The organism is Tolypothrix sp. PCC 7601, assembly GCF_025677855.1.
Classification (GTDB): domain Bacteria; phylum Cyanobacteriota; class Cyanobacteriia; order Cyanobacteriales; family Nostocaceae; genus Aulosira; species Aulosira diplosiphon.
This window is the reverse complement of sequence record NZ_CP064879.1, coordinates 4,350,173-4,375,323: the sequence shown is the minus strand read 5'-3', so window position 1 is coordinate 4,375,323 and position 25,151 is coordinate 4,350,173. Positions and strand designations below refer to the sequence as shown.

Genomic DNA, 25,151 nt, shown 5'->3' with positions numbered 1-25,151 from the left:
CAATCCCCAATCCCTATTGCCAATTCCCCACCAAAACATAAGGTGCCCAATAATAAGGATGCGGTGGTAAATTCTTTAACTGAGGGAACGGTGGATTTTGCTTCAAAGATTCTAACAGCGATCGCTGGGCGTTTCTGAGTGCGTCTGCTTGTTTGACTCCTGGTTGTTTAAGGTCTTGGTAAAATTGACCCATGAGTTTGGTGGTGGAAGCATCGCCTACAGGCCAAAGAGTTGCTAGTGTACTACGGGCTCCAGAACGCACCGCCATTCCAGCTAAACCTAAAACTGCTCGCTCATCGCCAGTCGCAGTTTCACAAGCACTCAGCACAAGTAATTCTATAGCTCTATCTTGTCCCCTCAACAAAGTACTCAACTCATTAATACTGATACTTTTCGCATCCCCTGTAATAATAAAATTCCGTTGGGGATTAGAACTAAACAAACCATGAGTTGCGAGGTGAACTACAGGGAAATTTGATTGCAATTGCTTTTGAATAGTTTTGGCGGTGAATTCTTGATTTAGCAGTTTTTTAGAACTAGGAAAGGTTTGTTTAATTTGGTCTAATTCCTTGGGGACGTTCACCAATGCTGCAAAATATTCTCCTTGGACTTTCAGTTGCTCGCTCACTCCTGCGGCTAATACTTTTAGCGGTCTCCTTTGCAATTGTTTCGGATTAATTAATTGCAAACTAGGAACCAAGGCTACACTATATTTCTCAATTAAATAATTCTGTCCGTTGTAAAGAGCAGCTATTGGTACTCGCTGCAATCTGCCATTTAAGACAAATACTAAAGTTTGAATTTGGTTTCTATCTAATTCTGCCTCAAAAGGTTTAATCAGCCAGTTATAAACTTCGCCAAATATTGGTAATAATGTTTGCAGATTATCTTGGAATTCCTTGGGGTCGGGGTTAGAAGTAAAGACAATATTTCGCGCCGAAGTATTGATACTCGCGTTATCTAAATTATCGTAAAGCTTATCGAGAGTTTCATTAACTTTTTGTTCGCTGATGGGAATTTTGACTTCCTGCAAAGATTTACCCGGTATCGAAGCGATTACTTCTAAGCGGTCAGGCAAAACTATGGGATAGATAACAGCTGCGTGGGGGTCAATATTATCAATTTGTACCGCGACATTTGTAGTTTCAGAGCAGGGGTCTTGAAAGAAGTTATCGAGTTCTGCTAGTTGCAAAGATTCTATGACTCTGCGGGCTAATTCTAAACGTTCTTGGGGTTGTTTAGTGGTTGATTTTTGCTCTTTAAGTCCTGCATTAGAGACGATGAGAGAATTTAATTCTTCAGCGCTGAGATTAGATTGCAAAAGCAAATCTACTAATTCCACATAAACAGGTTTGACTTCTTGGATAAAGTCAAACTGTACATCTTGGTTATTAGCATTTAAATCGCTACGCAGAGATTGCAAAGTACTAAAAGCGGCGGTGTAAGCTGCGATCGCACCTTTGGGATCTCCTTGGCTGCGTAATAATCTCCCTAACTGAGATTGCCAAAGATAAGTAACTTCCCGCGCATCACCGTTAATATTTTGTTCTTGGGCTAACATCAGCGCTTGTTGGGTAAGTGTTGTAGCCTGGCTGAATTTTCCTTGCTTTTGATACAGTTTACCCAAGTAGCCCAAAGCGTAACTTTCAGCTTGCCGATCCTGGAGATTACGCGCTTGTTGCAGTGCAGCATTTAATACTGGTTCAACTTTGTCTAATTGTTCGCTTTGCATCAAAGATTCGGCAAAGTTGATTTGGGCATAAATTGCAGCGCGACTGGGAGGAAGATTACCCAATTGCGATGCAATTTCACCTTGCAAAGCTTGTGCATCTTGGTTTAACGGTAACCGCAACTGCGAGAGAAAATCTTGCGCCCGTTGAATTAAATCAGCTTCATTAAATCTCGTCCAAGAACCGATACGGCGTTGCGTCTGTTCGCCCCACCATTTTTGAATATCTAGTAATAATTGAAGGTGATTTAGTTGAGCTTGAATTTTAGGAATTGCTGGGGCTGATGCTAATTTTGCTCCTTGGCTATAGTAGTTAAAAGCTTGCTGATAAGGTGCTAGTGCATCCGCCAGAGATTTGCGATCGATAATTTCCGTAACTGCATCATAATCCCAGCGATCGCGGCTTTGGTTTCCTAATAGGCGTTGAGTATTTCCTAAACTCAGCAGCACCCCACTTTTAGCAGGTGATTCTCCCATTGCGGATAGACTCAACTGCAAAATTTCTTGTGACTGTTGTAAGAATCCCTGCTTGCGGAGAATATCACCCAGGCTATGTAAACCAATTCCTTGAGTAAGAGACAAAGAACCTTGTTGTTGAGCAAAGGTTTTTTGAACTTCGTCGATTTGATTGGGACGACAATCTGGGTTTTTAATTGCTAAAGCTTGCAATACAGTCTTACAAGCGGTGGGATAAAGCCCCAAATCTTGCAAAGCCTGAGACTTATTGATCAGACTCTTACTCATCCCCTCGCGATCGCCCACTTTTTGATAAGCCTCAGCCGCCCTTTGCCATAACTTCGCTGCTGCTTCTAATTGTCCCGCATTGTAGCGCTGTTGCCCTTCTCGAGCTAGGTCTAGGGCTGGGGATTGGGGGGACTGGGGACTGGGGACTGGGGATTGGGTAATGGGTAATTGGTAATTGGTAATTGGTAATTGGGTAGTCGATAATTTTTCTAGTTCTTGGGAGTTCCTAAGTTGTTGACTACCAGAATTTGACCAAGCAGGAATACTCAAACTAGATAACAAGCCCAATAAAGCCGAAAGTATAAAAACTAATAAACGACGATATTTTTTATAAAACATAGTTTTGTTATTTGGTATTTATTATTGGTTATTTCCCCTTTCCCCTTTCACCCTTCACCCTTCACCCTTTCCCCCTTCCCCCTTTCCCCCTTCCCCCTTTAAAACGCTTTATACTCCAATTGAAAATACAACCCATTGTCTTGCCATGTGCGCTTGTCGGTATCAATACTCACTAAAGGAATCCCCCAATCGAGGCGGGCTGTAAATTTATCGCCCATTTGCCAGAGTAAGCCTAATCCTAAGCCTGCGAGTGTGTTGGGGCTGGAGTTTTCTCTGCCTGTATTCCATACAGTACCGACATCGATAAATGGGGCTACTTGTAAAGTTCCTTGCACTTGTGGGAAACGGGCGACGGGTAAACGCAATTCGGCGGATGCGAAAATGCCGTTATCGCTGAGTAATGTATCTTGGCGATAACCGCGCACTGTTCCTTGTCCACCTAAACTAAATTGTTCAATGGAAAGTAGAGAGTCACTGGCTAATTGCACATTAGAACGTAACAATAATGTGGGTGCGATCGCACCTTGGGTTGAGGGTGTACCAAGGAGGCGTAAATATATCAGCTGTCCCCGCCAGAGAAAATATCTACTATCTGGTTCGTTATTATTAATCGTGGCATCAAAAGCCCCAATCCCAACGTTAAACTCGGAACGCGCGGCTAATACTTCTTTCCGGCTGCGTTGTAGCCATTCTTGAGCAAAACTCAATTCGCTGATTCGCGTTTCTCCTTGATCGTTAGCACCAGGAAATAGGGGAAACTTTACACCTTGAATCGAAGAAAAACTTTCCCTTCTGGCGGCTGAGAAACTAAGTGTCAGTTCTTGACTGAATTCTGGTGTCGCCCTTTGGATGACGGGTTGACGATAAGTTAGTTCAAATTCCCGCGAATTCACCTCAATATCCAAATCATTGAATGGCGGTTCCACGATGCGGTTGTCTGTGATGCGGTAGTTAAAGCCAATGGTGCCATTGCGAGCATTTATAGGTATAGTGTAGCCACCTTCATATTGATTGCTACCATCGGTATTACTGTAGGAGACACTCAACTTATCTCCTATTCCCAGCAGGTTAGCTTCTGATAAGGTGATACCACGCTCAAAACTACCGACGCTGGGGTTGCGATTATTATTGAGGTTGACTTGGGCATTAAATGTTCTGGCACCTTTGACATTTACCGCCAAAGAATTCACACCAGGCCTAGTACCAGCAGTTAATTCCGCATCCAAACTCTCAATTAAAGGATTGAGTTGCAATATTTGCAAAGCTTCCTGTAACTGATTGATATTCAGAGGTTTTTTTGCGCCTAAAGCAATTCGACTGCGAATATAATTTGGGTTCAACCGTCCTTTCGTAACGTTGACTTGAATATCTTCTAAACTGCCTTCCACCACCTGAATTTTGATGATTCCAGAACGGAATTCTTGACTCGGTATGTAAGCACCAGAGGTAATGTAACCCTTTTGGACATACAGTTGAGTGATTTGATTCGCCGCTTGCAGAAGTTGGGCAAAGGCGATGGGTTTATTGGTAAAATCTGCGATCGCCTGACTTAATTCTGCTTGGCTAAATGCTGTATTCCCCACAAACTCAAACTGCTTCACTGTGATATTCCCCGGAATATCACGCACTTCATCGGGTGATGGTGGCGCTGTGGGTGGTATTTGAATCGGTGCAGGTTTTGGTGTTGGCGGTAGAGGCTGAGGTGGTGGTAGTTCTGGCGGCTTTGGCGTTACAGGCTGTGGCGTTACAGGATTAGTTGTTTGTCCCAGCACAGAGGTTGTCTGATGTAGTAGAGTCACCAGCACCATTAAGGAAAGATACGGAGATAAAGAAAATTTCGGTTTCCTCACACTCGCACTCAATGGCAGTTTTTGACAACGGTTAACAGATGACGTACCACCTGAGATCAATGGAAACAACATTGGTAATTCAATCCCTTTCCCCTTTTTCCCTTCTCCTTTTCCCCCTATTTCTCCCCAATTCTGTTTAATTTGCATGGCAGTTAGATGAAGGTAATCCAGAACTATAGGGACTAGCAGATGGTGCTTGACTGGCGAGAACTAATACTCCTTGGCTATTGACATACCAACCGCGTGCTGGCTCTGGCAGTTGTGCAGTACGATTAACTTCTGTAGCAGCGCTAGGAACAGCAGGTTCAAAACTGACTAAAGCTCCACTACTGAGGGCTTCACTGGGACGGGGTGGTAATCCCCCACGTCCAGTAATCGTAAATTCACTCCGCGCTTGTCTGGCTGTGGCTCGACAAGCTTGTGCTACCACCTGTTCTGGTTGCGCTACTTCTTGGGGAATATCCACAATTTCAAAGTTACTTTCTGCTTCTGGTGTAATAATTGTGATTTCACCAGCTACCCCCAGTGCAGAACTGGCACTAATCTGGCATTCTGGACAGGCAAATAACCCTCTGGTGTTGATGCTAATGTTTCCCCCCCTACCCTGAAAAGCATCGGCGGTAATTTTACTACCTTCTAGTAGCGCCACGAAGTTAGCCGGACTAAAACCAGTAATGGTAATGTTACCCCCATTACCACTGCCACCTGCGGTAGCAGATATCTGGCTGTTATGGCGCATCAGCAAAGTTCTCGTTTGCAGGTTGATGTTGCCACCTTCACCAGATGTAGTGGTTGCAGAGATGGTGCCTTGATTATCTAAAAAGATGGAGTTAGCGACAACTTGCATATTACCTGCATTGCCAGGGCCTAAACTTTGTACGTCAATTTTGGCACCATCTCTCACAATCAGTTTTCCGGTAGATATGCTGACATCACCAGACGCACCTGTCGCTGGTAGTTCGGGTAAGTTAGCACGTCCCGCCGCCGCTGAGATACCACCCAGCACTAAATCGCCAACTTTGGTGCCGCTAAGTTCAATTGACTCTGAGGCGTTGACAGTTAATGTTCCCCCTTTCCCTGCACCCAAGGTAGCAGTTGATGCATCTGCCCCATCACGCAGAATCAGTTTCTTAGTAGAAATCGTTAAGTCGCCGGAGCGAGATGCGCTAAACCCTGTAGTACCCAAACCGCTAGGAAATCTCGCATCAGGTAAAATACCAGCAATTTCTACAGACTCAGTGGCATTAACTATGACATTCCCCCCAGTACCACCAAAGGGAATCACACCAAATGGCAGGGAACTGCCTGTATTACTACCAATTACTCCATCTTCTACAAATAGTTTGCCTGTATCAATTCGCAAATCGCCGCCCTGTCCTGTACCAAAGGTAGTGTTAGTGTAGATCCCTGTTAACAATGCCGCACCGGGTGGCGTTCTCTCTATTTGCACAGAATCACTGGCTTTGATCAATACATCCCCACCTGCACCATTGCCTAAGGTGGGACTAACAATTGTACCGCCATCTTGCAATCTTAACTGCTTGGTATCAATGATAATGTCACTAGCTGTACCAGTACTGCCACGGACATTTCCGGTTTGAATAGCAGAACCATTCACATCTACAACATCGCTGGCGCGGATATTGACGGTTCCTCCTATTCCTGAGGTGAATGTGGGACTAAAGATAATCCCGCCATTCTGCATCTTGAGGGAGCGAGTCTCTAGATTGAGGTTACCAGAAGTACCTGCACCCACAGAGCCAATAAATATGCCAGTGCCTCTATCGGTGGGTTTCAGCGTTCCTAATAAAGCTCCCACCTGAAAAGTACCTTGGAACTCAGCAAATCCAGTACCTACTATGTCGATAGAGTCAGCAGCGCGGATATTGAGGTCTCCACCTTTACCTTCACCATAGGTAAGTGCAGAGAAAAACGAGCGATCGCTCATTTTTAATTTACCTGTATCAATCGTTAAGTTACCGGCTGCTCCTGCACCTAAATTGTCACTAGATATCTGGCTGCTACCAGACATCTCTAAGGTATCTTTGACTTTTAAATCAATGGTGCCACCTTTACCCCCAGTAGTTACTGCGGTAATGCCACCTTGATTATTCAGCGAAATTGAGTCAGCATTGACTCGCAGCGTCCCTGCATCCCCTGAACCATCATTCCTCACAGTCGCTTGTGCCCCATCTGTAACTGTGAATCTTCCTGTGTTAATTGTTACGTCTCCCGATGCCCCACTGGGTACAGGCGGCACCCTTAATAACTGTTGCAAAGTGGGATCGACAATATTTGCAGAGGAGATAATCAAACTAGGATTGACAGAGCCGGAGACTTTACCACTCAAATCTACTGACTCTTTCGCATTAATGGTAATGCTGCCAGCTGGGCCACTTGCTAAGGTCGAAGCATCAATTCTGCCGCCATCTTTGATGACTACACGCTCGGTATTAATTGCCACACTACCTGCCTTGCCTGGGCCAGCAGTGCCAGCAGAAATGGCGCTGGGTGTAAAAACACCTGGTGCAACACCAATTAACTCCACTAATTTATCAGCATTTATATTGACATTCCCACCAGAACCAGTACCACCAACTGTTACTGATGTAATCGTCCCTCCAGATAAGGCACTCAATTGTGTGGTTGAGATTGTGAGTCTGCCAGCATCACCAGCACCAAAAGTTGCCGCAGTAATATTAGTAAACCGACTAAGGTTAAAAGGTGAAAAGCCAATTACCTGCACAGATTGATCGGCATTGATATTAATATTGCCACCGGGAGCTGCCGTGTAGGTAACCGCAGAAATAGCAGCACCATCTTGAATGACTAGGCGCGGAGTGAAAACATTAATATCTCCGCTTTTACCAGCGCCCAGAGTTTCGGTAAATAAGTTGCTAGAGATTTGCCCATTGGTGGTAGTACCCACTAATGTTAAGGAATCAGTAGCTTTCACATTGATGCTACCAGCTGATTGCGTTCCTTGGGTTTGAATTAATACTACCGAACCGTCGCGAATACCAATGTTGCGTCCCTGCAACTGAATTGAGCCGCTACCAGGGCCGCTAGTATCAGCTAATGCTTTTTGAGATAAAGAAATATCCCCAAAATTGCTCACACCTTGATAACCTAAATTCCAGCCTTGAGCATTAGGATTGAGGCTGACTAGACCACCTGCGACGCTACCTAAATCAATGCGTCCGCCTTCAGCTGTCAGTGTACCACCCTCGGAAATAATTCCTCCGCCTACCAAAGCTAATGTATTACCAGGTTTCACTTTTAAGCCATTAGTAGCGCCCCTAGTGAAGGGCGAGAAAATGGGACTTTGCAGTGAGATATTATGTCCCTGTCCTTGCAGTCTAATAGCTGCCGGATTTTGCCCAAATTGCAAACCCACTGGCACGCTAATTGTTAGTAACGGGGGAGTGGCAATATTTTTAGCACCAAATTCTGCACCATCAGCAAATTTGACACTCTCCGCCGTACTTGCCAAAAATGAACCCCCAATATTCAGTTGGGCATTGGCACCAAAATTAATCCCACTGGGGTTAATCAGGATAAAATTTGCACCATAATTTTCTCTGATTAAACCATCAATATTAGAAATTGAACCACCTGTGACGCGGTTGATGATGTTAGTAATGTTATTTAAATTTGTGTTGTTATTGAAAAAAGCCTCGCCGCCAGTGGGTACAGAAAATTCCCGAAAGCTATGGAAAAGGTTGCTACCTACTTGCGAACCACCAGTAATTTCATAGATGTTACTAGCAGAACCAGAAATATTCACCTGAGTACCAACGCTGCTATCTGCAGAAATTTGTGCAGAGGCATAGTCAGCAGCAAATACGCAGCACAGGTAAACACTACAGGTAATCAAAATTTGGCGAGGAACTTGTTTCATTTTCTACAGAGGAGAATAAACCCCACGTAAACTTTACTTAAAATTTACTTAAAGCTTTTTTTAGGTTGAATTTCAGTAAATTCAACTAAAAAAATAATAATATTGAGTCTATATGCAACTGTAATTTTCGGTCAAGAAAGGAAGTCAGTAAAAATGAGCAAAAACCACTCTTGGTTGACAATGGGAACAGTTCCGCTTTGGGCTTTAGGAGCAGTAGCGGCCTTCTCTGTACCCAGTACAGCCACCAGCACAGTAGAAGTTAGCTGTCGGAATGATGGTAGTACTCCTACGGTAGTTGTTACTTTACTTCAAGAAAACACTACTAAAGAACACACTCTTTTTAAATTTCTGCCCCAATATTTCTCTGACGAAGATGCTCTAAAAACCTGTCAGAACGCAGCTACAAATTTACAGGCTGTTTATGACAAAGGCACTTCTCAATATTTGACAACTGACAAGCTCAATGGTCAATCTACCGTGTGTGCCGTAGCCCGTAGAGGTGTTGGTTGCGATCACTATAGTGCCCAGCTTTTATTTACTTTCCAACCTACAGATAACCCCTCTCAAGCTCTGTACGCCATTTTAGGTAATGATTTCAAGCAAGTACAAGCTCCTGATGTGCGGACTATTAGCCGTATATATACGGATACCAAACCTTCTTGGTGGCCATTTAAATAATTTCCCTGTGGCTTGGATAATTTGCAGTCAAAAATAATACTAGTCTTTGTTTTTACAGGTTCGCACAACTATCACTACAGGGAACTTCCAAATAAAAAATAATCAATTGCTGCCTTGAGCAGGGGGAACAGAGGATGCAGAGGAGGAAGAAGACTATATTATGGCTTTCGCTCTGAACACTGGATAATTTAATTTCTGGAAGCCCCTTGGGAGAAGATTCAAACTCCTTCCAATTGTAAGTGCTGTAGGTGTAAACCCTTGTTCTCTTCTGCCTCCTGCCTCCTGCCTTCAGCTTGTCAAACCACCAAGCTATCGGCAATTTCTCTTGCCTTGCTCTGCGGCTTCGTAATTTGGTTGCAGCTTTAAAGCTTGATCAAAAGCCGCGATCGCTTTTGTTGGTTGGTTAAATTCACAAAGGCTCAAGCCTAAGTAATACCAAGTTTCGGCTTTTTGGGAATTGCTCAGTTGCGGACGCTCTAGCATTAAATAAAATTGCCCGATCGCTTGATCGTCCCGTTTTAATCCTTGTAGCGCGATGCCTTTACCCCGCAAAGCTGTAAAGTATTGGGAATTATACTTTAATGCTTGGTCGTAAGCATTCAACGCTGCTTGGTGGTCTTGTTTTTGAGAAAAAGCCTTGCCTTGATAACTAAAGGCTACTGATAACTCTTTAGCATGGGATTCTTGTCCTTCGGCTTCTTGCAGCTTTTTCAACATCTCAATTGCTTGGCTAATGGCGGTAATTGCTGCGTCTGGCTGCTTGAGTGCGAGGAGTGAGTCAGTTTTATTTACCCAGAAAACCGGATCTCTGGGGTTAAGGGCAATAGCTTTATCAAAAGCTGCGATCGCTTGTTCGTATTGCTTGAGATTATATAGGGCTTCGCCACGGCAATTCCAAGCATAAACAGCGCTTGGTTGAATAATCGTAGCTGTGGTGCAGGATTCTAGCATTTGCTTGTAATCTTTCATCCCTGCTAAGGCATAGCCCCGATTAGTCCAAGATTGATAGTAGTTACTATCGATTTTTAACAGCTTGTTGTATTTGGCGATCGCTTCTTGATATTCTCCTTGATGCAATAAATCATTACCGCGTTTAAAAATCGTTTCTACTTCTAGCCACTTAAACACATTTAACCCAAACAACATCAAGCCGGAACCACATACCATCAAGGCAGCTATTCCTAGTAAAGCCCATAATTTTTTCTCTCCCCGATTCTCAGAAGCAATGGTAGTTTTAGCAGCACTAAAAGCCGTAACTGAGGCGGTAGAGTTGGATGTGGAATTGGATAGAGCTGTTTTTGCCATTGCGGGATGGAGAATGTTCTCTAATTCCCTTTCTATCCACTGGCGGTCAAATACTAATTGATAAATTCGATTCGCCACTCTTAACTTATCTTGCTGTTGCACTATTAACCCCAAATTCAGGAGTTCGGCTTCTTCTGGACTGCTATTAGCCAGGATTTCTCCCTGTTGCCAAATTTGTTGGTATAGCTCCAATAAAGATAAGGGATCGAATTCCTGATTAGCAATAATGCTGTCACGAATTGTTTGTAAATGCTCAGATGCTATCTGATTTTCCCAATTATTAATCAAGTGGGTTTGGACTAACTGCTGCACCTTGGTAGCTTCTGCACCAGCCGGAATAAAAGTTTCGGTTTCTGACAGTAATCGGCACAGTTTTTCAGTCAGAATTTGTTGAGCATCTGTCCAGTACAGGACTTCTGAAAGCAAATCTGTTGGCGAACTGGCTTTAGCATCTAAATTAAATAATTTAATGGTATTGAGGCTAAACAGTCTTAACTTAGCTGATTCTTTTTTAATCCAATAGGCATCAAACACGGATTTGTAAATGCGGTTAGCAACTTTCAGCTTGCTATGTTGTTTCGCGATCAATCCCAAATTTAACAGTTCTGTTTGTTCTGGACTGTCTATGGTGGCTACCTCGCCCTGCTGCCAAATTTGTAAGTAAAATTCCAGCAGTGCTAAGGGGCTGCATTGCTGATTTTTGATGATGCTGTCACGAATTTTCTGTAAATGTTCCGCAGCTATTTTTGTTTCCCAATTATTAATTAAGCGGCTTTGTACTAGCTGTTGCACTTGTTCGGCTTCTGCACCTTGGGCAATAAATTCCTGGGAATCAGACAGCAATTGACAAACTTTTTGTGTGAGTAATGGCTGACCCTCTGTCCAAGATAAGACTTCTCCTAAAACAATATCAGGACAGCTAGCTCTTTCTGCTAATTTAAATAATTTGATCGTGCTGCGGCTAAACAGTTTTAATTTAGCTAATTCTTGCTGAATCCAGTTATCATCAAAAACCAACTGGTAAATGCGATTAGCAACTCTGAGTTTGTGATTTTGCTTAACTACTAATCGCAACTGCAAAAGCTCAGTTTGTTCTGGAGTGTTATTCGCCTCAACTTCACCCTGCTGCCAGATTTGTTGGTACAGTTGCAACAGCAATGAAGGTTTGCATTGCTGATTTTTGAGAATGCTGTTGCGAATTGTCTGTAAATGTTCAGCTGCTACTTGCGTTTCCCAGTTGTTAATCAAGCGGGTTTCTACTAGCTGTTGTACTTTTGCCGCTTCTTTTCCTGTTGCAATAAAATCGTCGGACTCGGCAATTAATCGACACAGCTTTTGGGTAAGAATGGGCTGGCCATTAGTCCAATAAAGCACTTCTGTCAGCACTGCTTCTGGAGAAGCAGCTTTTTCTTCTAATTTGAATAATTTAATTGTGCTGCGATTAAACAGTCTTAATCTTGTGAATTCCGATTCTGCCGAATGCGGATCTAAACCTGATTGAGAAACGTAATTCGAGGTGTTCAGGTTATTTTGTGCCTCCCCTCCTGGCAAATGCGATCGCTCTATTTGCTCTGGAGAGCTATTTGTGGATTCTTCTCCCTGTTGTTGTGCTTCCAAAACCAGATGCTCCAGAAAAAATTTGATTGTATTTGGTTTCAGCCAACCCTTAAATATAGCTAATTCGCCAAAGCGCAATCCTTTATGTGGTTGTTCTGCAAGGATAGTGACGATTTGCTGCTCATTTAACAACCCAGCGTCTTTTAAGTACACTCCCAACGGCTGTTTTGCTTGCTGTTGCAATACAGCAGGCCATTGCTCAGAGAAAAAATCAGCTGTTTCTTGTTTGAGCCATCCATGTGAGACGAGAATATCACCGATCCTCACGCCAGCATACTGCGTCTGCTCTTGAAGAGCGATCTCTATCTGTGCCGATGAGATGAGGTCAGCCTGTTGTAGAACTTTACCAAGGGGCTTCATAAAAAAGAGCGGATATTTAAGCTAAGTCATGAAAATAGGGAAATAGAATAACTTTTTATTTGATTACTTGATATTGTAGGGACATTTTACCATTCGAGTAGCAATTATGACTATATATCAATGATTAGCTAATACCAATTCTTTATAATCCGCTACTGTCTGTGCACGGTAATTTCATGAGGATAGTACTGCTATCTCAGTGTTGCTTGCGTGATGTAGGGAAATGTTTGCATTGGGTAGTACTGCTTCATAAAAATTTTAATTGGTGCAGGAGGCAGGACAAGACAGTTCGGTTAAGGGGGAAAGGGAAACGGGAAAAAGGATTGAATTCACCCTTACCCTTTTCCCAAATCACGAGGGAGATGCAAAATACTGATCCGAACCGTATTGGGAGGTAGGGGGCAGGAGGTAATTCCTATATAGATTCAGAGGATTTGATGAGGATAGTTTTTTTGCGGTGGGTGCGTCTTGAAAAGAATTTTTCTCCTCTTTTTCCTGAATAGGCATGGAATATTTTTTATACCAAAATAGTAAAAGGTCATCTCTTAACTAGGGATGACCTGTTGACAAGCCAAAATCAGGGTGAAGTAGATTAATTCACTTTAAACATCTCTACAGTGGCTTGTAATTCTTGGGAAATTTCCACAGTCTGTTGTAGAGATTGGCACACTTTACGCGAGTCATTGCTAGTCAGTACGGATACTTTGGAAATGTCTTGCATCAATTTGCTGACTGCTTGCGATGTTTCAACCTGAGATGCTGTGGCTGCAGAAATTGACTGGACTAACTCATCAATTTGTGCAGATACATTGAGAATTTCATTCAGGGAGGTTTTGGCATTTTCCACAATGTGAGTACCTTCTACTACCTGCTGAGTTCCCTGTTCCATCGCTTTCACTACTTCAGTGGTTTCCCGTTGAATTTTCTTGACTATCTGCTCAATTTCTTGGGTAGCATCAGCGCAACGGGCTGCTAGGGAAGCAACTTCTTCAGCAATAATTGCAAAACCTTCTCCTTCTGTACCGGATCTGGTGGCTTCCAAACCAGCATTGATGGCTAAAAAGTTGGTTTGCATAGCGATTTGATTAATCAAGGCGACTACATGGGAAATTTGTTGTGAAGATTCGCCCAAACGCTTAACTTTTTTCGCTGTATCACCAATTGTAGAACGCAATTTTAAGGTGTTTTGTACAGCTAAATCCATCGCCTCGCCATTGTGTTGAGCCGTAGAAGATGCTCTGTGAGCCACAAGCGCAGCTTGTCTGGCATTTTCGGCTACAGCTTCAATAGAAACTTTCATTTGGTGAATACTATTTAAGCCGAGGCTGATATCATCTGTTTGTTTGAGGGCTTTATCTGCCAGTTGACGGATGGCTACTTCGTTGTCACCTAGGGCTGTATTTACCTGGATAGCCGAGGCTTTCACTTTTGTCACAATCACACGCAAACTTTCTACAATGGAGTTGAAAAAGTCTGCAACTGTTCCCAATTCTCCGTATGTGACTTCCGATCGCACTGTCAAGTCACCTTGGAATGCGCCTTCGATATCGCTGAGGAGTGTGAGGATTTGCTGTTGTAAAGCCTCGTTGTGTTGGCGTTGTTCTAGTGCAGTTAATTCGGCGCGGGAACGTGATGTGTCGATTTGTTCTAAGAGAGATGATTGCTCTAGTGCATAGCCGATAGGAATCGCCACCTGCTTTAACAAATTAATTTCTATATCATCCCACTCACGGAAACCAGAACATTGGTGAGCAATCAACAAACCATAGAGTTTGTTGTCAATCAAAATTGGAGCTACTAAATTGGCTTTAACTGCAAATCTTTCTAGTTGGACAAGGTGACAGTCACTCAAGCTAGCTGCATAGATATTTTCTAGTACTTGTACCCGGCCTCTTTGATATTTTTGAACATAATCCCTGGCAAAACAAGGATCAGTAATTTGTTCTCCTAAAGAGGATGGCCAATCAGCTCCCACGGATTCGGCAATAATTGTGCCTTCCCAATTTTCGTTGAAGCGATAGACAATAACGCGATCAGCTTTGATGGCTTCTCTAGTGCTGCTGACTGCTACATTGAGGATTTTTTTAGCGTTGAGCGTACCCCGGAAGCGAGCGGTAATTTCATTGACTATTTGTGATAGTTTGGCTTCATTTTCTTGGCGAATTGCTTGTTCTGTGAGCTTATCTGCCATTTGATTAAAGGTATTAGCCAATTGCCCGACTTCATCACTGGCAAAAATCTCCGCCCGAGCAGTGCGATCGCCTGTGGCAAATTTTTGAGCTGTTTGCTCTAGATGCTGAATTGGTTTAACAATGCCGCGCCGAAATACCAGTGCCCAAAATGATATGATTAATAATGCTAAAACTATGGTTAGAACTTCTACCCAAAAGCTATTTTCTAGTAATTGATTGAGGGCAGTTTCTGGAGTTCCTCGCACTAACACTGCTACCGAGTTTTCATCTACTACAGTAGCTAAACCATCATTGGTTTCAATGATTTTATTCGGCACTGCTTTCGCTGCCATTGTGTAAGTTTGGTTACCTACTTTTATCCTGCCGGTAACTGGATTCCCATTGGCTGATATTGCTGCTGCCAATAAATTTTTCCCGGTTGCGGGTAATGGCACATTTGTTTGTGCTTGATTAATATCTTTAGATGAGCCTTGATCCAAAGCTGTTGCTAAAGAAAATTCGCCTGTTGGTTGGCTGAGGTAAACCGCACTATAGCCACCACCAGTGGCTTTTAATGTTCCTTTGACAATGGGTTCTTTCCCATTCACAATGTCTCCAGAAATTAAAGCCCCAACTACTTCTTGAGTTTTGGAGTTTTTGACAGGTGTGACTGTATAACGAATCAGGGCATTTTGGTTACTAAAACCTTCTGGTAAGACAGGTGATTCTTTGCTGATTTCTGACCAAGTGACTATTCTTGTAGCTTTGATTTGTTGCGGATTATTTAATACCTCACTCACCAAATTATCGGGGTTAAAAATCTCGCCTTCCCGATTAGTATTGCCATTAACAATAATTTTAAAATCTTTACCAACTAAGGTGGCGTATTCAATTTTTCTGGCTTTAAGTTCGTTGGTGAGAATTTGCTTAACTTCTTGCTTTAATGTTGGCGTTAATACTTGCCCTGAGCTATGCAAAACCGCAGCTTGAATAATTGCCGGATTATCAGATTGACCCCGGAAACCAAAGCCCATCTGATTAATTTTGATATTGTAATTAATATCTGTAACAGCTAACTCTGACTTGGCTTGCTCAAGTGAGAGAGTCTGCAAATTACTCGTAATTAAGTATCGACCAACTAAGCTAATACCCACAATCGATACTAATTCTGACGCTATTAAAGCAATCAGTTGTTTGCGTCCAATAGAAAGATTATAAAATCGCTGGAATAAAGACTTAATTAATCCTTGCTGTGCCTGTTGGTGTTGAGGAATTGGCGCTCCTAATCCTAGGGAGTAATTACTCTGCTGCTCAAGGTTTACGGGTGGGTTTAAAGATGATGGCTGATACTCTGATGTCAAAGTAGTGTTGCCATGAAGCCTATTATTCATAAAAAATCTTCACCTGTCAGTCACTGAAAATACCCTAAATACGGAAGTATCAATATCCAGTCAGATTAATACTTAATATTTAATACTGAACTTCAAGCCAGGTTTTAAACTCGTGACTGGAAACTAATAAATTTCATCTATTTTATGGAAAAGATAGCTATAAAAGTAGATACGATATCACCCCTGATATTGAGTAGTAGATAGGTGAAAATTACCTGGCACCATTGGGATAATAAAATATATTTTGCTAATATTTATTACCCATCTCTTCGTAACTACTTTAGGCGCTCTATCTGCGATTCCCGGATTTTAATTTTGAGTGTCAATATCTCATAATTGCCATTTTCGGGATACTTGCTGATAGATATTCCTAGAGCTAACTTTCATTTGTGTTACTGACTTCCAAGCAAGTAGCTTGATTTTGGTAAACACATAGTAATTAATAGGGAACAGGTAAAAGCTCAAACAATTGGTACGAGTTGCTAAATCATGAATATGTTGTAAAAAATTTTTAACTCATAATCTGGCAACCCTTGTTGATTTCAGTACAATAGCTACATGAATTTTCTCTGCCTCAGTAATGCACCTAGTGGTTTTTACGTAAAGAAAATTTCCTAAATAAAAACCTATGCTGATAACAAAGAATGGCAATAATACCATGAAATCTTTTCACTATTAAAGTGTTAATATCAGGCTGATGTATGGTTAAATCAGTGTTTACCATAATTGCTGTGAAGCAAAGCAAATTTTGATGAAATTGATATTGTTTTGACTTCAACCTTGTAAGTAACTAATTATGCCATATATTGAGCATTATTTTGTAGTTATTTAAGTGACTTTATAAAAATAATACCTTTGTTAGATTTTAACTTTACAATTCTCCCAGTATTTCTGTCAAGCAAATTTAACAGGTATTGTTTGCTACAAAAATATATACTTAAGTTTGTGTGTCTTAGTATTACCAAGCAGTCCCAGAATATAAATTATTACTGGGTAGGTGAGAATCAAATATTAAATTTTTATATAGCTATCTGGTTGAATTGCAGAAATAATTTACACAAAAAGAAAAGGAATAGGGAACAGAGGATAGGGGAGAAGAATCCAGGTATGTTCAGTTATTTTCCAAATTAAATATGAGTTTCCTAGCAGCTATTTGATGCATGAACTTACTCGTTGCTTCAAAGCTAACGTCTCACAGAGAACCGGGAGTAGAAAAAATATCTTTGAGTTGTATCTAGCGGCACCAAATAGCAACTAAAAACCTGTATATCTGCCTAATTAAAAACTCAACACCAAAACCTATCAGCTCTTTGCTGGCTAAAGTACAGCTAACAACACTAGCCATTTGTCTAGGATGAATTCTCCCCAATTTTCTGATGTCGCCTAGAAGTAAAGCAGTACAAGATATTGAGTATATCAGAATGTTTGTGGAGAAATTAGATGTCTTCATTACTAGCTTTGTCCAATAGTTTAGCTGATACCGTAGAACAAGTCGGGAGTTCTGTAGTTGCAGTTAACGCTGGTAGACGGGTTTCCTCAAGTGGAATTCACTGGCGGAATGGCATCATTGTCACTTCCGATGAATCGCTGCAACGTTATGAGGAAATTACTATTACTCTGGCAGATGGCCGTACTGTTGGAGCTACACATTTAGGACATGATTCTAGTACAGATGTCGCTGTGTTTCAAATTTCAGATGCAGCCGTACCTGTGGCGACAATTGGCGATACTACAACACTTAAAGTAGGCAATTTAGTATTAGGAATAGCCAGAAGTAACGAAGGAGAATTGCGCGCGGCTTTAGGCGCAGTAAGTGTCGTGAGTGGTGCGTGGCGGAGTATGAACGGTGGGAATATTGACCAATATATCCGCCCAGATATTACCCTATATCCAGGCTTTGCTGGCGGCCCGTTGGTAGATGCGGCTGGTAATGTAGTAGGCATGAATACATCGGGAAGGCGTAGTACAGCATTAACTATCCCTGTGGCTACAGTTAACCGTGTAGTTGAGCAATTATTAGCTAAAGGTCATATTGCCCGGGGTTATTTAGGTGTAGGAATGCAACCTGTACGCTTACCCAATAACCTCACAACTACCTTAAATTTACTTACTGATACTGGTGTAATTGTTGTCAATGTTGAGCCAGCTGGGCCTGCAGATAAAGCCGGGGTATTGCTGGGGGATGTATTAGTGAAATTGGATGGTACAACGGTGAGTGATACCGGTGATGTGATGGCGTTACTTAATAGTAGCGATCGCGTGGGTAAAACTGTACCATTGCAAGTGGTTCGTGGTGGGGTGTTAGTCGAGTTAGCGATCGCAATTGGCGAACGTCCAGCTGAGTAATGCAAAATTCACAATTCACGATGGCAAAACTATGACTAACACAAGCTTTCCCAACATTGCTGATGAATTGGCAGCCTTAGCTGCTAAATTACGCCACAACACCGTTAAAGTCAGAAGCGGTTCCCAAGGAGTTGGTTCTGGTGTGATTTGGCAAGCCGATGGCTTAATTATTACCAATGCCCATGTCGCTACTAGCCGCAGAGCTACGGTAGAATTAGCTGATGGGCGGATATTTGAAGCTGTACGTACTAAGTTTGACCCACAACAAGATTTAGCTGCACTGAAAATTAATGCTACTAACTTACAGACTGCAACTATTGGTGATTCGGATGCGCTGCGAGTCGGGGAATTAGTTATAGCGGTGGGGAATCCCTTTGCTGATACTGGCGCTGTGACTACAGGAATTATTCACGGACAGCATCAACGAGCAGTGATGGCAGATATTCAATTGTATCCTGGGAATTCTGGCGGGCCTTTGGCTGATTGTCTCGGTCGCGTTGTGGGAATTAATACAATGGTTGTCAACGGTTTAGCTGTCGCCGTCCCTAGTTTAGCAGTCAACCGCTTTTTACTAGGTGCCAGCCGTCCGCAACTAGGAGTAACTTTGCAACCTGTGCTGATAGGTAACCGCAACCTGGGATTATTAGTTTTATCTGTGCTTCCTGATAGCGCAGCCGCCACAGCTGGCGTACAAATTGGCGATGTGTTGATTGGCGTGTCGGGGCGATCGCTCTCTAGATATGATGATTTAAGCAAATATCTGCAACAAAGCAAAGATGGCGAAGCCTTACCCCTACAAATTTGGCGTGGCAGTCAGCAATTTGTAGTTTATGTAGTATTGCAGAGTGGGAAAACTGCGGTGGAGTCGAGATGATTCGGGTAATGGTAGTTGCAACTTCCCCTGTGGTGCGGGCGGGTTTAGCGGCGGTTGTAACTAGCAATTCCCAGTTAACGGTGGTGGGGAGTGCATCCGATTTGGATGTGTTAACTAGGGAAGTAGAACAATTAGAACCTGATGTAGTGCTACTAGATTTAGGTGCGAATCTGCAACCAACAATCTGGGAAAAATTGCTTTTAATTCAACAGCAACAATATCCTCTAGGATTTTTGGTAATTGTAGAGGAACTAGAAAGCATTGATTTAGAAGCCGCCATTCATGCTGGCGTTCGGGGTTTATTACCCAGTACCAGTACAGAATCAGAAATTATCGCGGCGACAATTGCGATCGCAGATAATTTAGTAGTGCTACATCCGGATTTTTTAGAGTTACTACCCCTGCGGGAAAAAGTCACCACTACTCCCGTACAAACCCTAACACCCAGAGAAATTGAAGTTTTAGGAATGCTTGGTTCTGGTTTAGGTAATCGAGCGATCGCTAAACACCTGCATATTTCTGAGCATACTGTAAAGTTTCACATCTCATCGATTTTTCAAAAGCTAGGTGTGTCTTCCCGCACTGAGGCTGTAACTGTTGGTGTACGTCTGGGTTTGATTATGCTCTAAATCAACAGCTTCAGATTTGTAGATAAGTAGCTAAGTCTGTCATTGGAAATAAACCCAACTATTTATCCCAATTTAAAACAATAATGCGACAGATTGTAGGGGCATGGGCAATGCCCTGCCCTCTAGAATATATTGATGTGTCGCAAACATTATTTGATTTGGTATTAATAAACGTAAATAGTTTTAAAATCCTCACCAATGACTAATGACCAATGACAGCCTCAGCCAGTTATCTTTAATTTCGCCGATACACACATATTTTTTCTATTCGCTGTTAAGAATTCCCTGTCCCCTCCCTTTGTCCTATAACTTATCTACCCAACCGTTGTTAGTTAGATACAAATTAATTTGAATCTCAGGTGGATTATCTTTACTTTCTAGTATTTTATGAAGTGCACCATTTCCATCATTTAAAGGTTGATTGGCAAATATTCCTCTTTTCCACATAGTCCCAACTGTTGCTTGCACTTCTGGATCTTCAAACCATTTACCCAGATTTTTAAATTTGTAGGTGAATTTCACATTAGACACTTGGGGAGATCCAGGATAACTCTGCGGTTCAGTGAAGTTAAGAATTTTGTCAACTTCTGCTTCCCCAATACAAAAACCTCCTGTGGGTTGTGATTGTGGAGATCTGGGATAAACATTAGATGTGTAAAACTTTTCTCCCTCGGCTGTAACAGAATATTCAATTCCCGGAATACTTTTTCCTGAATAATCTTTTTTTTCCCCTTCTTTGCTAGATAAAAAGCCAACTTTTACCAAAGAATTAAGTTGGTTTATTTGTTCTGTTGCTAGCTTGGATATTGTAATCGGAAATGACTCCATATTTCCCAAAACAGGAACACACCCAACTCTGTGTTTAGTTAGGATTGTGTTGAGAGCTTGTTTAAAATTAGCCTCGCTAGCTTCTTTAGGATTACTACAACTAGCCAGAATTAAATTAAAGCTGATAAAAGTCAAGAAAATTATGCTGGTACTCTTTGTTTTCATGGGAAATCTCAAATCATTAATAGACTCATTCTTGTGTAATCTAGGAAAGCAGAAATAATTGCAATTGTGAGATTTATTAGTTGCAATTTCTCGGCATATTTTGCAAATAACCTCCTTAGAATATCGATTCATTAATCAAAAATGAACGATTTTTGGAGATTTTGCTGGGGTGGGCACTTTGAGATCATTAGTTTAAATACTGATGATCTCTAGTGCTCACCCTATGGTTTACTCAGGTTTACCGAATACTAAATCGGTGTTTTAGTAATCAAATTCTTAAACAGATGTTTTGGTAGCAAATCAGTACAAAGTTAATGTAACTTTACATACATATATTTGCCATATTGTGGTATTAATTTTTTTGTAAACTACTGAAGTCTCCCTATGCAGTTATTTTGCTATTGGTGGCTATATGGTCAATTTCTTATGTATTATAAAAATTTATAAAATAACGAAAAACCTATACAGATTTGATTACGGTATCAGCTAGATGCACTTCAGATATTACAAAATTACCTTTTTTTCAAGCTGACCAGTATGTCAACTTTAGTCAAGTATGAAATAATCAACTGGAACCCAACGGTATCAAAAATTATATGCTACATAAAAATATATATATTCATGCAGTTGTGATTATTATTACAACCATACTTAATCCCTTTGTAGGCAATTTATCTCCTTTTTTCAATGCACCTCAAGCAGTAGCACAAACTGCACAAGAAAGGAAAAGACAAGCTGATATTTTGCGACAAAAAAAAGATATAGAATCTTTGCAAGCAGCTTTAACTATTTATCAAGAAATTGGAGACAAAGAAGGAATAGTTGCGGCACTGCAGATGCTAGCAAAGAGGCATCGATATCAAAAGGAATATGTAAAAGAAATTGCCTATTTGCAACAAGCTTTAGTGATAGTAAAGCAACTGCAGCAACCAGAAAAAGAATTGGAAGTTTTGGAAGCGATCGCTAATTATTATAGAGGACAAGATAACTATGCTAAAACTATTGAATCTCTTCAGCAAATGTTAGCATTAGTACGCCAAATTAATCACCCTGAAAGAGAGTTTAATTACCTAGCTCGTATTAGCCGTACTTACAGTTTGCTCAAAGATGATGCTAAAACTATTGAATCTCTTCAGCAAATGTTGGTGTTAGCGCGTCGCATTAATAACCAGGATAAAGAGTTAACAGTTCTCCAGGAATTAGCTGCGGCTTACGGTCAGAACAACTATACTCAAGCAATGGCTTACTATCAGCAAGTTTTAGTACTAGCAAAAAAATTGCAAAAACCAGATATAGAGTTGCAAGTTCTCACAAGGCTAGTTAATATTCATGGTTATATTGGTGATGAAGCTAAAGTTGGTAAATACGCACAACAAAGTCTAGCCTTAGCAAGGCAACTACCAAATAAAGAGCGGGAATTAGAAGTTCTTAAAGATGTAGCTTTTGCCTACCAAATCATTAAAAATTATCCCAAAGCTATTGATTACTATAAGCAAACTTTAGCTTTAGCAAAACAACTAAATAAAGAAATTATAGAGAGTCAAACCCTACAAAAATTAGTACGGTTATTTGTAAAGATTGAAGACACAAATCAAGCAGATATATATGCACGTGCTGTTCTCATGTTAGCACAAAACAAATCACAAACAAATCAGACTTTAGAGGTTTTGAATGAACTAGCCTGGGCTTACTATTCTGGAGGAAATTATCACAAAGGGCTGGAATATCTTCAGCAAATGCTTTCTCTAGCACAAAAGTCACAAAATCAAAAACAAGAATTAGAAGCGCTTAACGATTTAGGTAAATTTTCTGATTCTTTAGAAGACTATGCCAAAGTTATTTACTACTATCAGCAAAGGCTAAAAATCGCCCGAAATACACAAAATCAGGAGATAGAGTTGGAGACTTTAAAATCTCTAACTAATGCTTATTTGATTTTAGGAGATTATGTCAAAGCAATTGATTACGAACAGCAAATTTTAACTGTAGGCAGGAAGTCCCAAGACCGGAAAATAGAATTGGAATCGCTGAGGTCTCTAGGTAGTATTTACAGCAATTTTGAAGATTATTATCAAGCAATTAACTACTATCAGCAAAGTTTAGCTGTAGCACGACAACTGAAAAATCGTGAAGCCGAAAGAATGCTGGTTGCAGATATAGCATCTGGATATTTTTCATTAAAAAACTATACCAAGGCACTGGAATATTTTCAGCAAAGTTTAACATTAGCGCGGCAAGAGAAGTTTAAGGGATTAGAAGTATCTCAATTAAGAGAGCTAGGTGATTTTTATTTAGCTAGAAAAGACTCCGTTAAAGCCATTAGCTACTTTCAACAAGCTTTAGAGGTAGCGCGACTAGATAAAGAATCCAAAGGACTTAATGAACAGTCTGCCCTCGAAACACTAGGTTATGCTTATCTTGAACTTGGAGACTATACTAAAGCAATTAGCTATGCCCAACAAAGTTTAGAAGTCGCGCAGAAAATCACTAAAATATATAGTGAAGATGTAGTATCTAGCAGCTTAATTCTCTTAGGAACTATCTACTACGAACAGGGGAACTACAACCAATCCCTTAAATATGCTCAAAAACTTTTAGAAATCGAAAATCTCACAGAAAAATTAACTACTAATTCTCAGTGGCAATCTTTAAGAAATTTAGGAATTTCTCTAGCTGAATCTGGTCATTTCACAGCAGCAGAGAAAAAACTACGTGCGAGTATTCAACAATATGAATCTGGCAGAAAAAAGCTAAACAATAATCAAGCCTATAATGATACATACAAAGTATCTTCTTTTGAGGATATCATTGATTCTTACCGGACTTTACAAAAAGTACTCATTGCTCAGAATCAGCCGCAATCAGCTTTAGAAATTGCCGAACAGGGACGTAGCCGCGTGTTTGTTGATTTATTAGCCAAGCGGTTATTGTCTAAGCAAGCTACTCCAGTAAGTCTTCAGCCATTAAATATCTCTCAAATTCAGCGAGTTGCTCAACACCAAAAAGCCACAATAGTTGAATATTCAATTACTAGGAGATATTGGTCAGATACTTGGAATCCACAACAATCAGAATTATATATTTGGGTTGTCAAACCTACAGGAGAAATTATATTTCGGCAAGTTGACCTTAAATCTCTGAAAACTCCTCTTAAAGATTTGATTCGCCAAACTCGTCAACTAATTAACCAAGGTAGAGGTAGTAACAAAAATAATCTGACAATCAAACAACTAGATAATCCCGAAGCACCGCCAATCAAAGATGTGGTTTCTCCAGTTGAGTCTTTGCGTATCAATCACCGCAGCTTACAGCAACTCCATCAACTACTCATTGCACCTATTGCTGATTTACTACCAAATGATCCTGATTCCCATGTAATTTTCATTCCTCAAGATGAACTCTTTCTTGTACCTTTTCCTGCGTTGCAAGATGCACAAAGCAAATTCTTAATAGAAAAGCATACGATACTGACCGCCCCAGCCATTCAAATTCTTGACCTAACCCATCAACGGCGTAAGCTGAATCGTAGAGATAAAAGTGCCTTGGTGGTAGGTAATCCTACGATGCCAAAAGTATCTTTTGTGCCGGGGCAATCTCCAGAACAATTATCACCTTTACCAGAAGCAGAAACAGAAGCGCAGTTAATTGCTCAGATGCTAGGTACTAAGGCTTTGATTGGCAATCAACCTACTAAAGCAACTGTGATATCAAAGTTACCAAAAGTCAACATCATTCATCTAGCTACTCACGGCTTACTGGATGATAGACGTGGCTTAGGAAGTAGTATTGCTCTAGCGCCTGATGTCGAAAAGCAGGAGGGTAACGGTAATGGTTTACTGACTGCTGATGAAATTCTCAATTTACAGCTAAATGCTGAATTAGTCGTTCTCAGTGCTTGCGACACTGGCGCGGGTAAGATTACAGGTGATGGGGTAATTGGTTTATCTCGCTCGTTTATTTCTGCTGGTGTTGCTAGTGTGTTGGTTTCTCTCTGGGCTGTACCGGATGCGCCGACAGCATCGTTAATGACTGAATTTTATCGCAGTTGGCAACAGCAACCAGATAAAGCTGCTGCACTGCGTCAGGCAATGTTGGTAACGATGAAACAACACCCTCATCCTAAAAATTGGGCGGCTTTCACTATTATTGGTGAGGCAGAGTAGACCTCAATACTCCGCGATTAAGGGTTTTCAATTGGTAATTTGGTTTGGGGAAAAGGTTAAA

Annotated in this window: 11 protein-coding genes; 5 read left to right on the top strand and 6 right to left on the bottom strand. The window is 41.2% G+C overall.

The features are described 5' to 3' along the window. Positions 1-13: 13 nt before the first annotated feature. The 3 genes from HG267_RS17935 to HG267_RS17925 all read right to left on the bottom strand — a co-directional run bounded on the left by HG267_RS17935 (position 14) and on the right by HG267_RS17925 (position 8,563). Entirely contained in the window at positions 14-2,812 is a 2,799-nt protein-coding gene (locus HG267_RS17935; RefSeq protein WP_045869406.1) for a CHAT domain-containing protein, read from the bottom strand. Between the two features lie 98 nt (positions 2,813-2,910). Then, the gene (locus HG267_RS17930; RefSeq protein WP_081583975.1) at positions 2,911-4,734 is read right to left on the bottom strand and encodes a ShlB/FhaC/HecB family hemolysin secretion/activation protein; all 1,824 of its coding nucleotides are present in this window, start codon (positions 4,732-4,734) and stop codon (positions 2,911-2,913) included. Between the two features lie 64 nt (positions 4,735-4,798). Further along, positions 4,799-8,563: a filamentous hemagglutinin N-terminal domain-containing protein gene (locus HG267_RS17925; RefSeq protein ID WP_045869407.1), complete on the bottom strand. Its 3,765-nt coding sequence runs from the start codon at positions 8,561-8,563 to the stop codon at positions 4,799-4,801. Between the two features lie 153 nt (positions 8,564-8,716). On the opposite strand from HG267_RS17925, the gene HG267_RS17920 reads away from it, so the two are divergent. Then, positions 8,717-9,241 (top strand): COP23 domain-containing protein, encoded by a 525-nt coding sequence (locus tag HG267_RS17920; RefSeq protein ID WP_045869408.1) that lies wholly within the window; start codon positions 8,717-8,719, stop codon positions 9,239-9,241. 309 nt (positions 9,242-9,550) lie between these two features. Here the strand turns inward: HG267_RS17920 and HG267_RS17915 are convergent, their stop codons facing one another. Next, positions 9,551-12,523, bottom strand: a complete 2,973-nt coding sequence (locus HG267_RS17915; RefSeq protein WP_081583957.1) for a tetratricopeptide repeat protein — start codon at positions 12,521-12,523, stop codon at positions 9,551-9,553. A gap of 592 nt (positions 12,524-13,115) precedes the next feature. Next, positions 13,116-16,085 (bottom strand): methyl-accepting chemotaxis protein, encoded by a 2,970-nt coding sequence (locus tag HG267_RS17910; protein ID WP_081583958.1) that lies wholly within the window; start codon positions 16,083-16,085, stop codon positions 13,116-13,118. 1,440 nt (positions 16,086-17,525) lie between these two features. Here HG267_RS17910 and HG267_RS17905 point away from each other — a divergent pair. Genes HG267_RS17905 through HG267_RS17895 form a run of 3 tightly spaced genes read left to right on the top strand, consistent with a single transcriptional unit; the run spans position 17,526 to position 19,934 of the window. Next, positions 17,526-18,431 carry a S1C family serine protease gene (locus HG267_RS17905; protein ID WP_045869409.1) on the top strand — a complete coding sequence of 302 codons (906 nt, stop codon included), beginning with the start codon at positions 17,526-17,528 and terminating at the stop codon, positions 18,429-18,431. Between the two features lie 31 nt (positions 18,432-18,462). Further along, positions 18,463-19,305, top strand: coding sequence for a S1C family serine protease (locus HG267_RS17900; protein ID WP_045869410.1), 843 nt, complete (start codon positions 18,463-18,465; stop codon positions 19,303-19,305). Continuing rightward, the gene (locus HG267_RS17895; protein WP_045869411.1) at positions 19,302-19,934 is read left to right on the top strand and encodes a response regulator transcription factor; all 633 of its coding nucleotides are present in this window, start codon (positions 19,302-19,304) and stop codon (positions 19,932-19,934) included. The genes HG267_RS17900 and HG267_RS17895 overlap by 4 nt, the downstream gene beginning before the upstream one ends. Positions 19,935-20,237: 303 nt before the next feature. On the opposite strand, the gene HG267_RS17890 is transcribed toward HG267_RS17895, so the two are convergent. Then, a complete protein-coding gene (locus HG267_RS17890; RefSeq protein ID WP_045869412.1) occupies positions 20,238-20,927 on the bottom strand; it encodes a hypothetical protein in 690 nt (229 codons plus the stop codon). 596 nt (positions 20,928-21,523) lie between these two features. Between HG267_RS17890 and HG267_RS17885 the strand changes: the two genes are divergently transcribed. Beyond that, a complete protein-coding gene (locus HG267_RS17885; RefSeq protein WP_045869413.1) occupies positions 21,524-25,090 on the top strand; it encodes a CHAT domain-containing protein in 3,567 nt (1,188 codons plus the stop codon). Positions 25,091-25,151 lie beyond the last annotated feature (61 nt).

Coding starts and splice junctions, on each gene's coding strand:
- HG267_RS17935 (WP_045869406.1), bottom strand. CDS start 2,812: ATGTTTTATAAAAAATATCGTCGTTTATTAGTTTTTATACTTTCGGCT.
- HG267_RS17930 (WP_081583975.1), bottom strand. CDS start 4,734: ATGTTGTTTCCATTGATCTCAGGTGGTACGTCATCTGTTAACCGTTGT.
- HG267_RS17925 (WP_045869407.1), bottom strand. CDS start 8,563: ATGAAACAAGTTCCTCGCCAAATTTTGATTACCTGTAGTGTTTACCTG.
- HG267_RS17920 (WP_045869408.1), top strand. CDS start 8,717: ATGAGCAAAAACCACTCTTGGTTGACAATGGGAACAGTTCCGCTTTGG.
- HG267_RS17915 (WP_081583957.1), bottom strand. CDS start 12,523: ATGAAGCCCCTTGGTAAAGTTCTACAACAGGCTGACCTCATCTCATCG.
- HG267_RS17910 (WP_081583958.1), bottom strand. CDS start 16,085: ATGAATAATAGGCTTCATGGCAACACTACTTTGACATCAGAGTATCAG.
- HG267_RS17905 (WP_045869409.1), top strand. CDS start 17,526: ATGTCTTCATTACTAGCTTTGTCCAATAGTTTAGCTGATACCGTAGAA.
- HG267_RS17900 (WP_045869410.1), top strand. CDS start 18,463: ATGACTAACACAAGCTTTCCCAACATTGCTGATGAATTGGCAGCCTTA.
- HG267_RS17895 (WP_045869411.1), top strand. CDS start 19,302: ATGATTCGGGTAATGGTAGTTGCAACTTCCCCTGTGGTGCGGGCGGGT.
- HG267_RS17890 (WP_045869412.1), bottom strand. CDS start 20,927: ATGAAAACAAAGAGTACCAGCATAATTTTCTTGACTTTTATCAGCTTT.
- HG267_RS17885 (WP_045869413.1), top strand. CDS start 21,524: ATGCTACATAAAAATATATATATTCATGCAGTTGTGATTATTATTACA.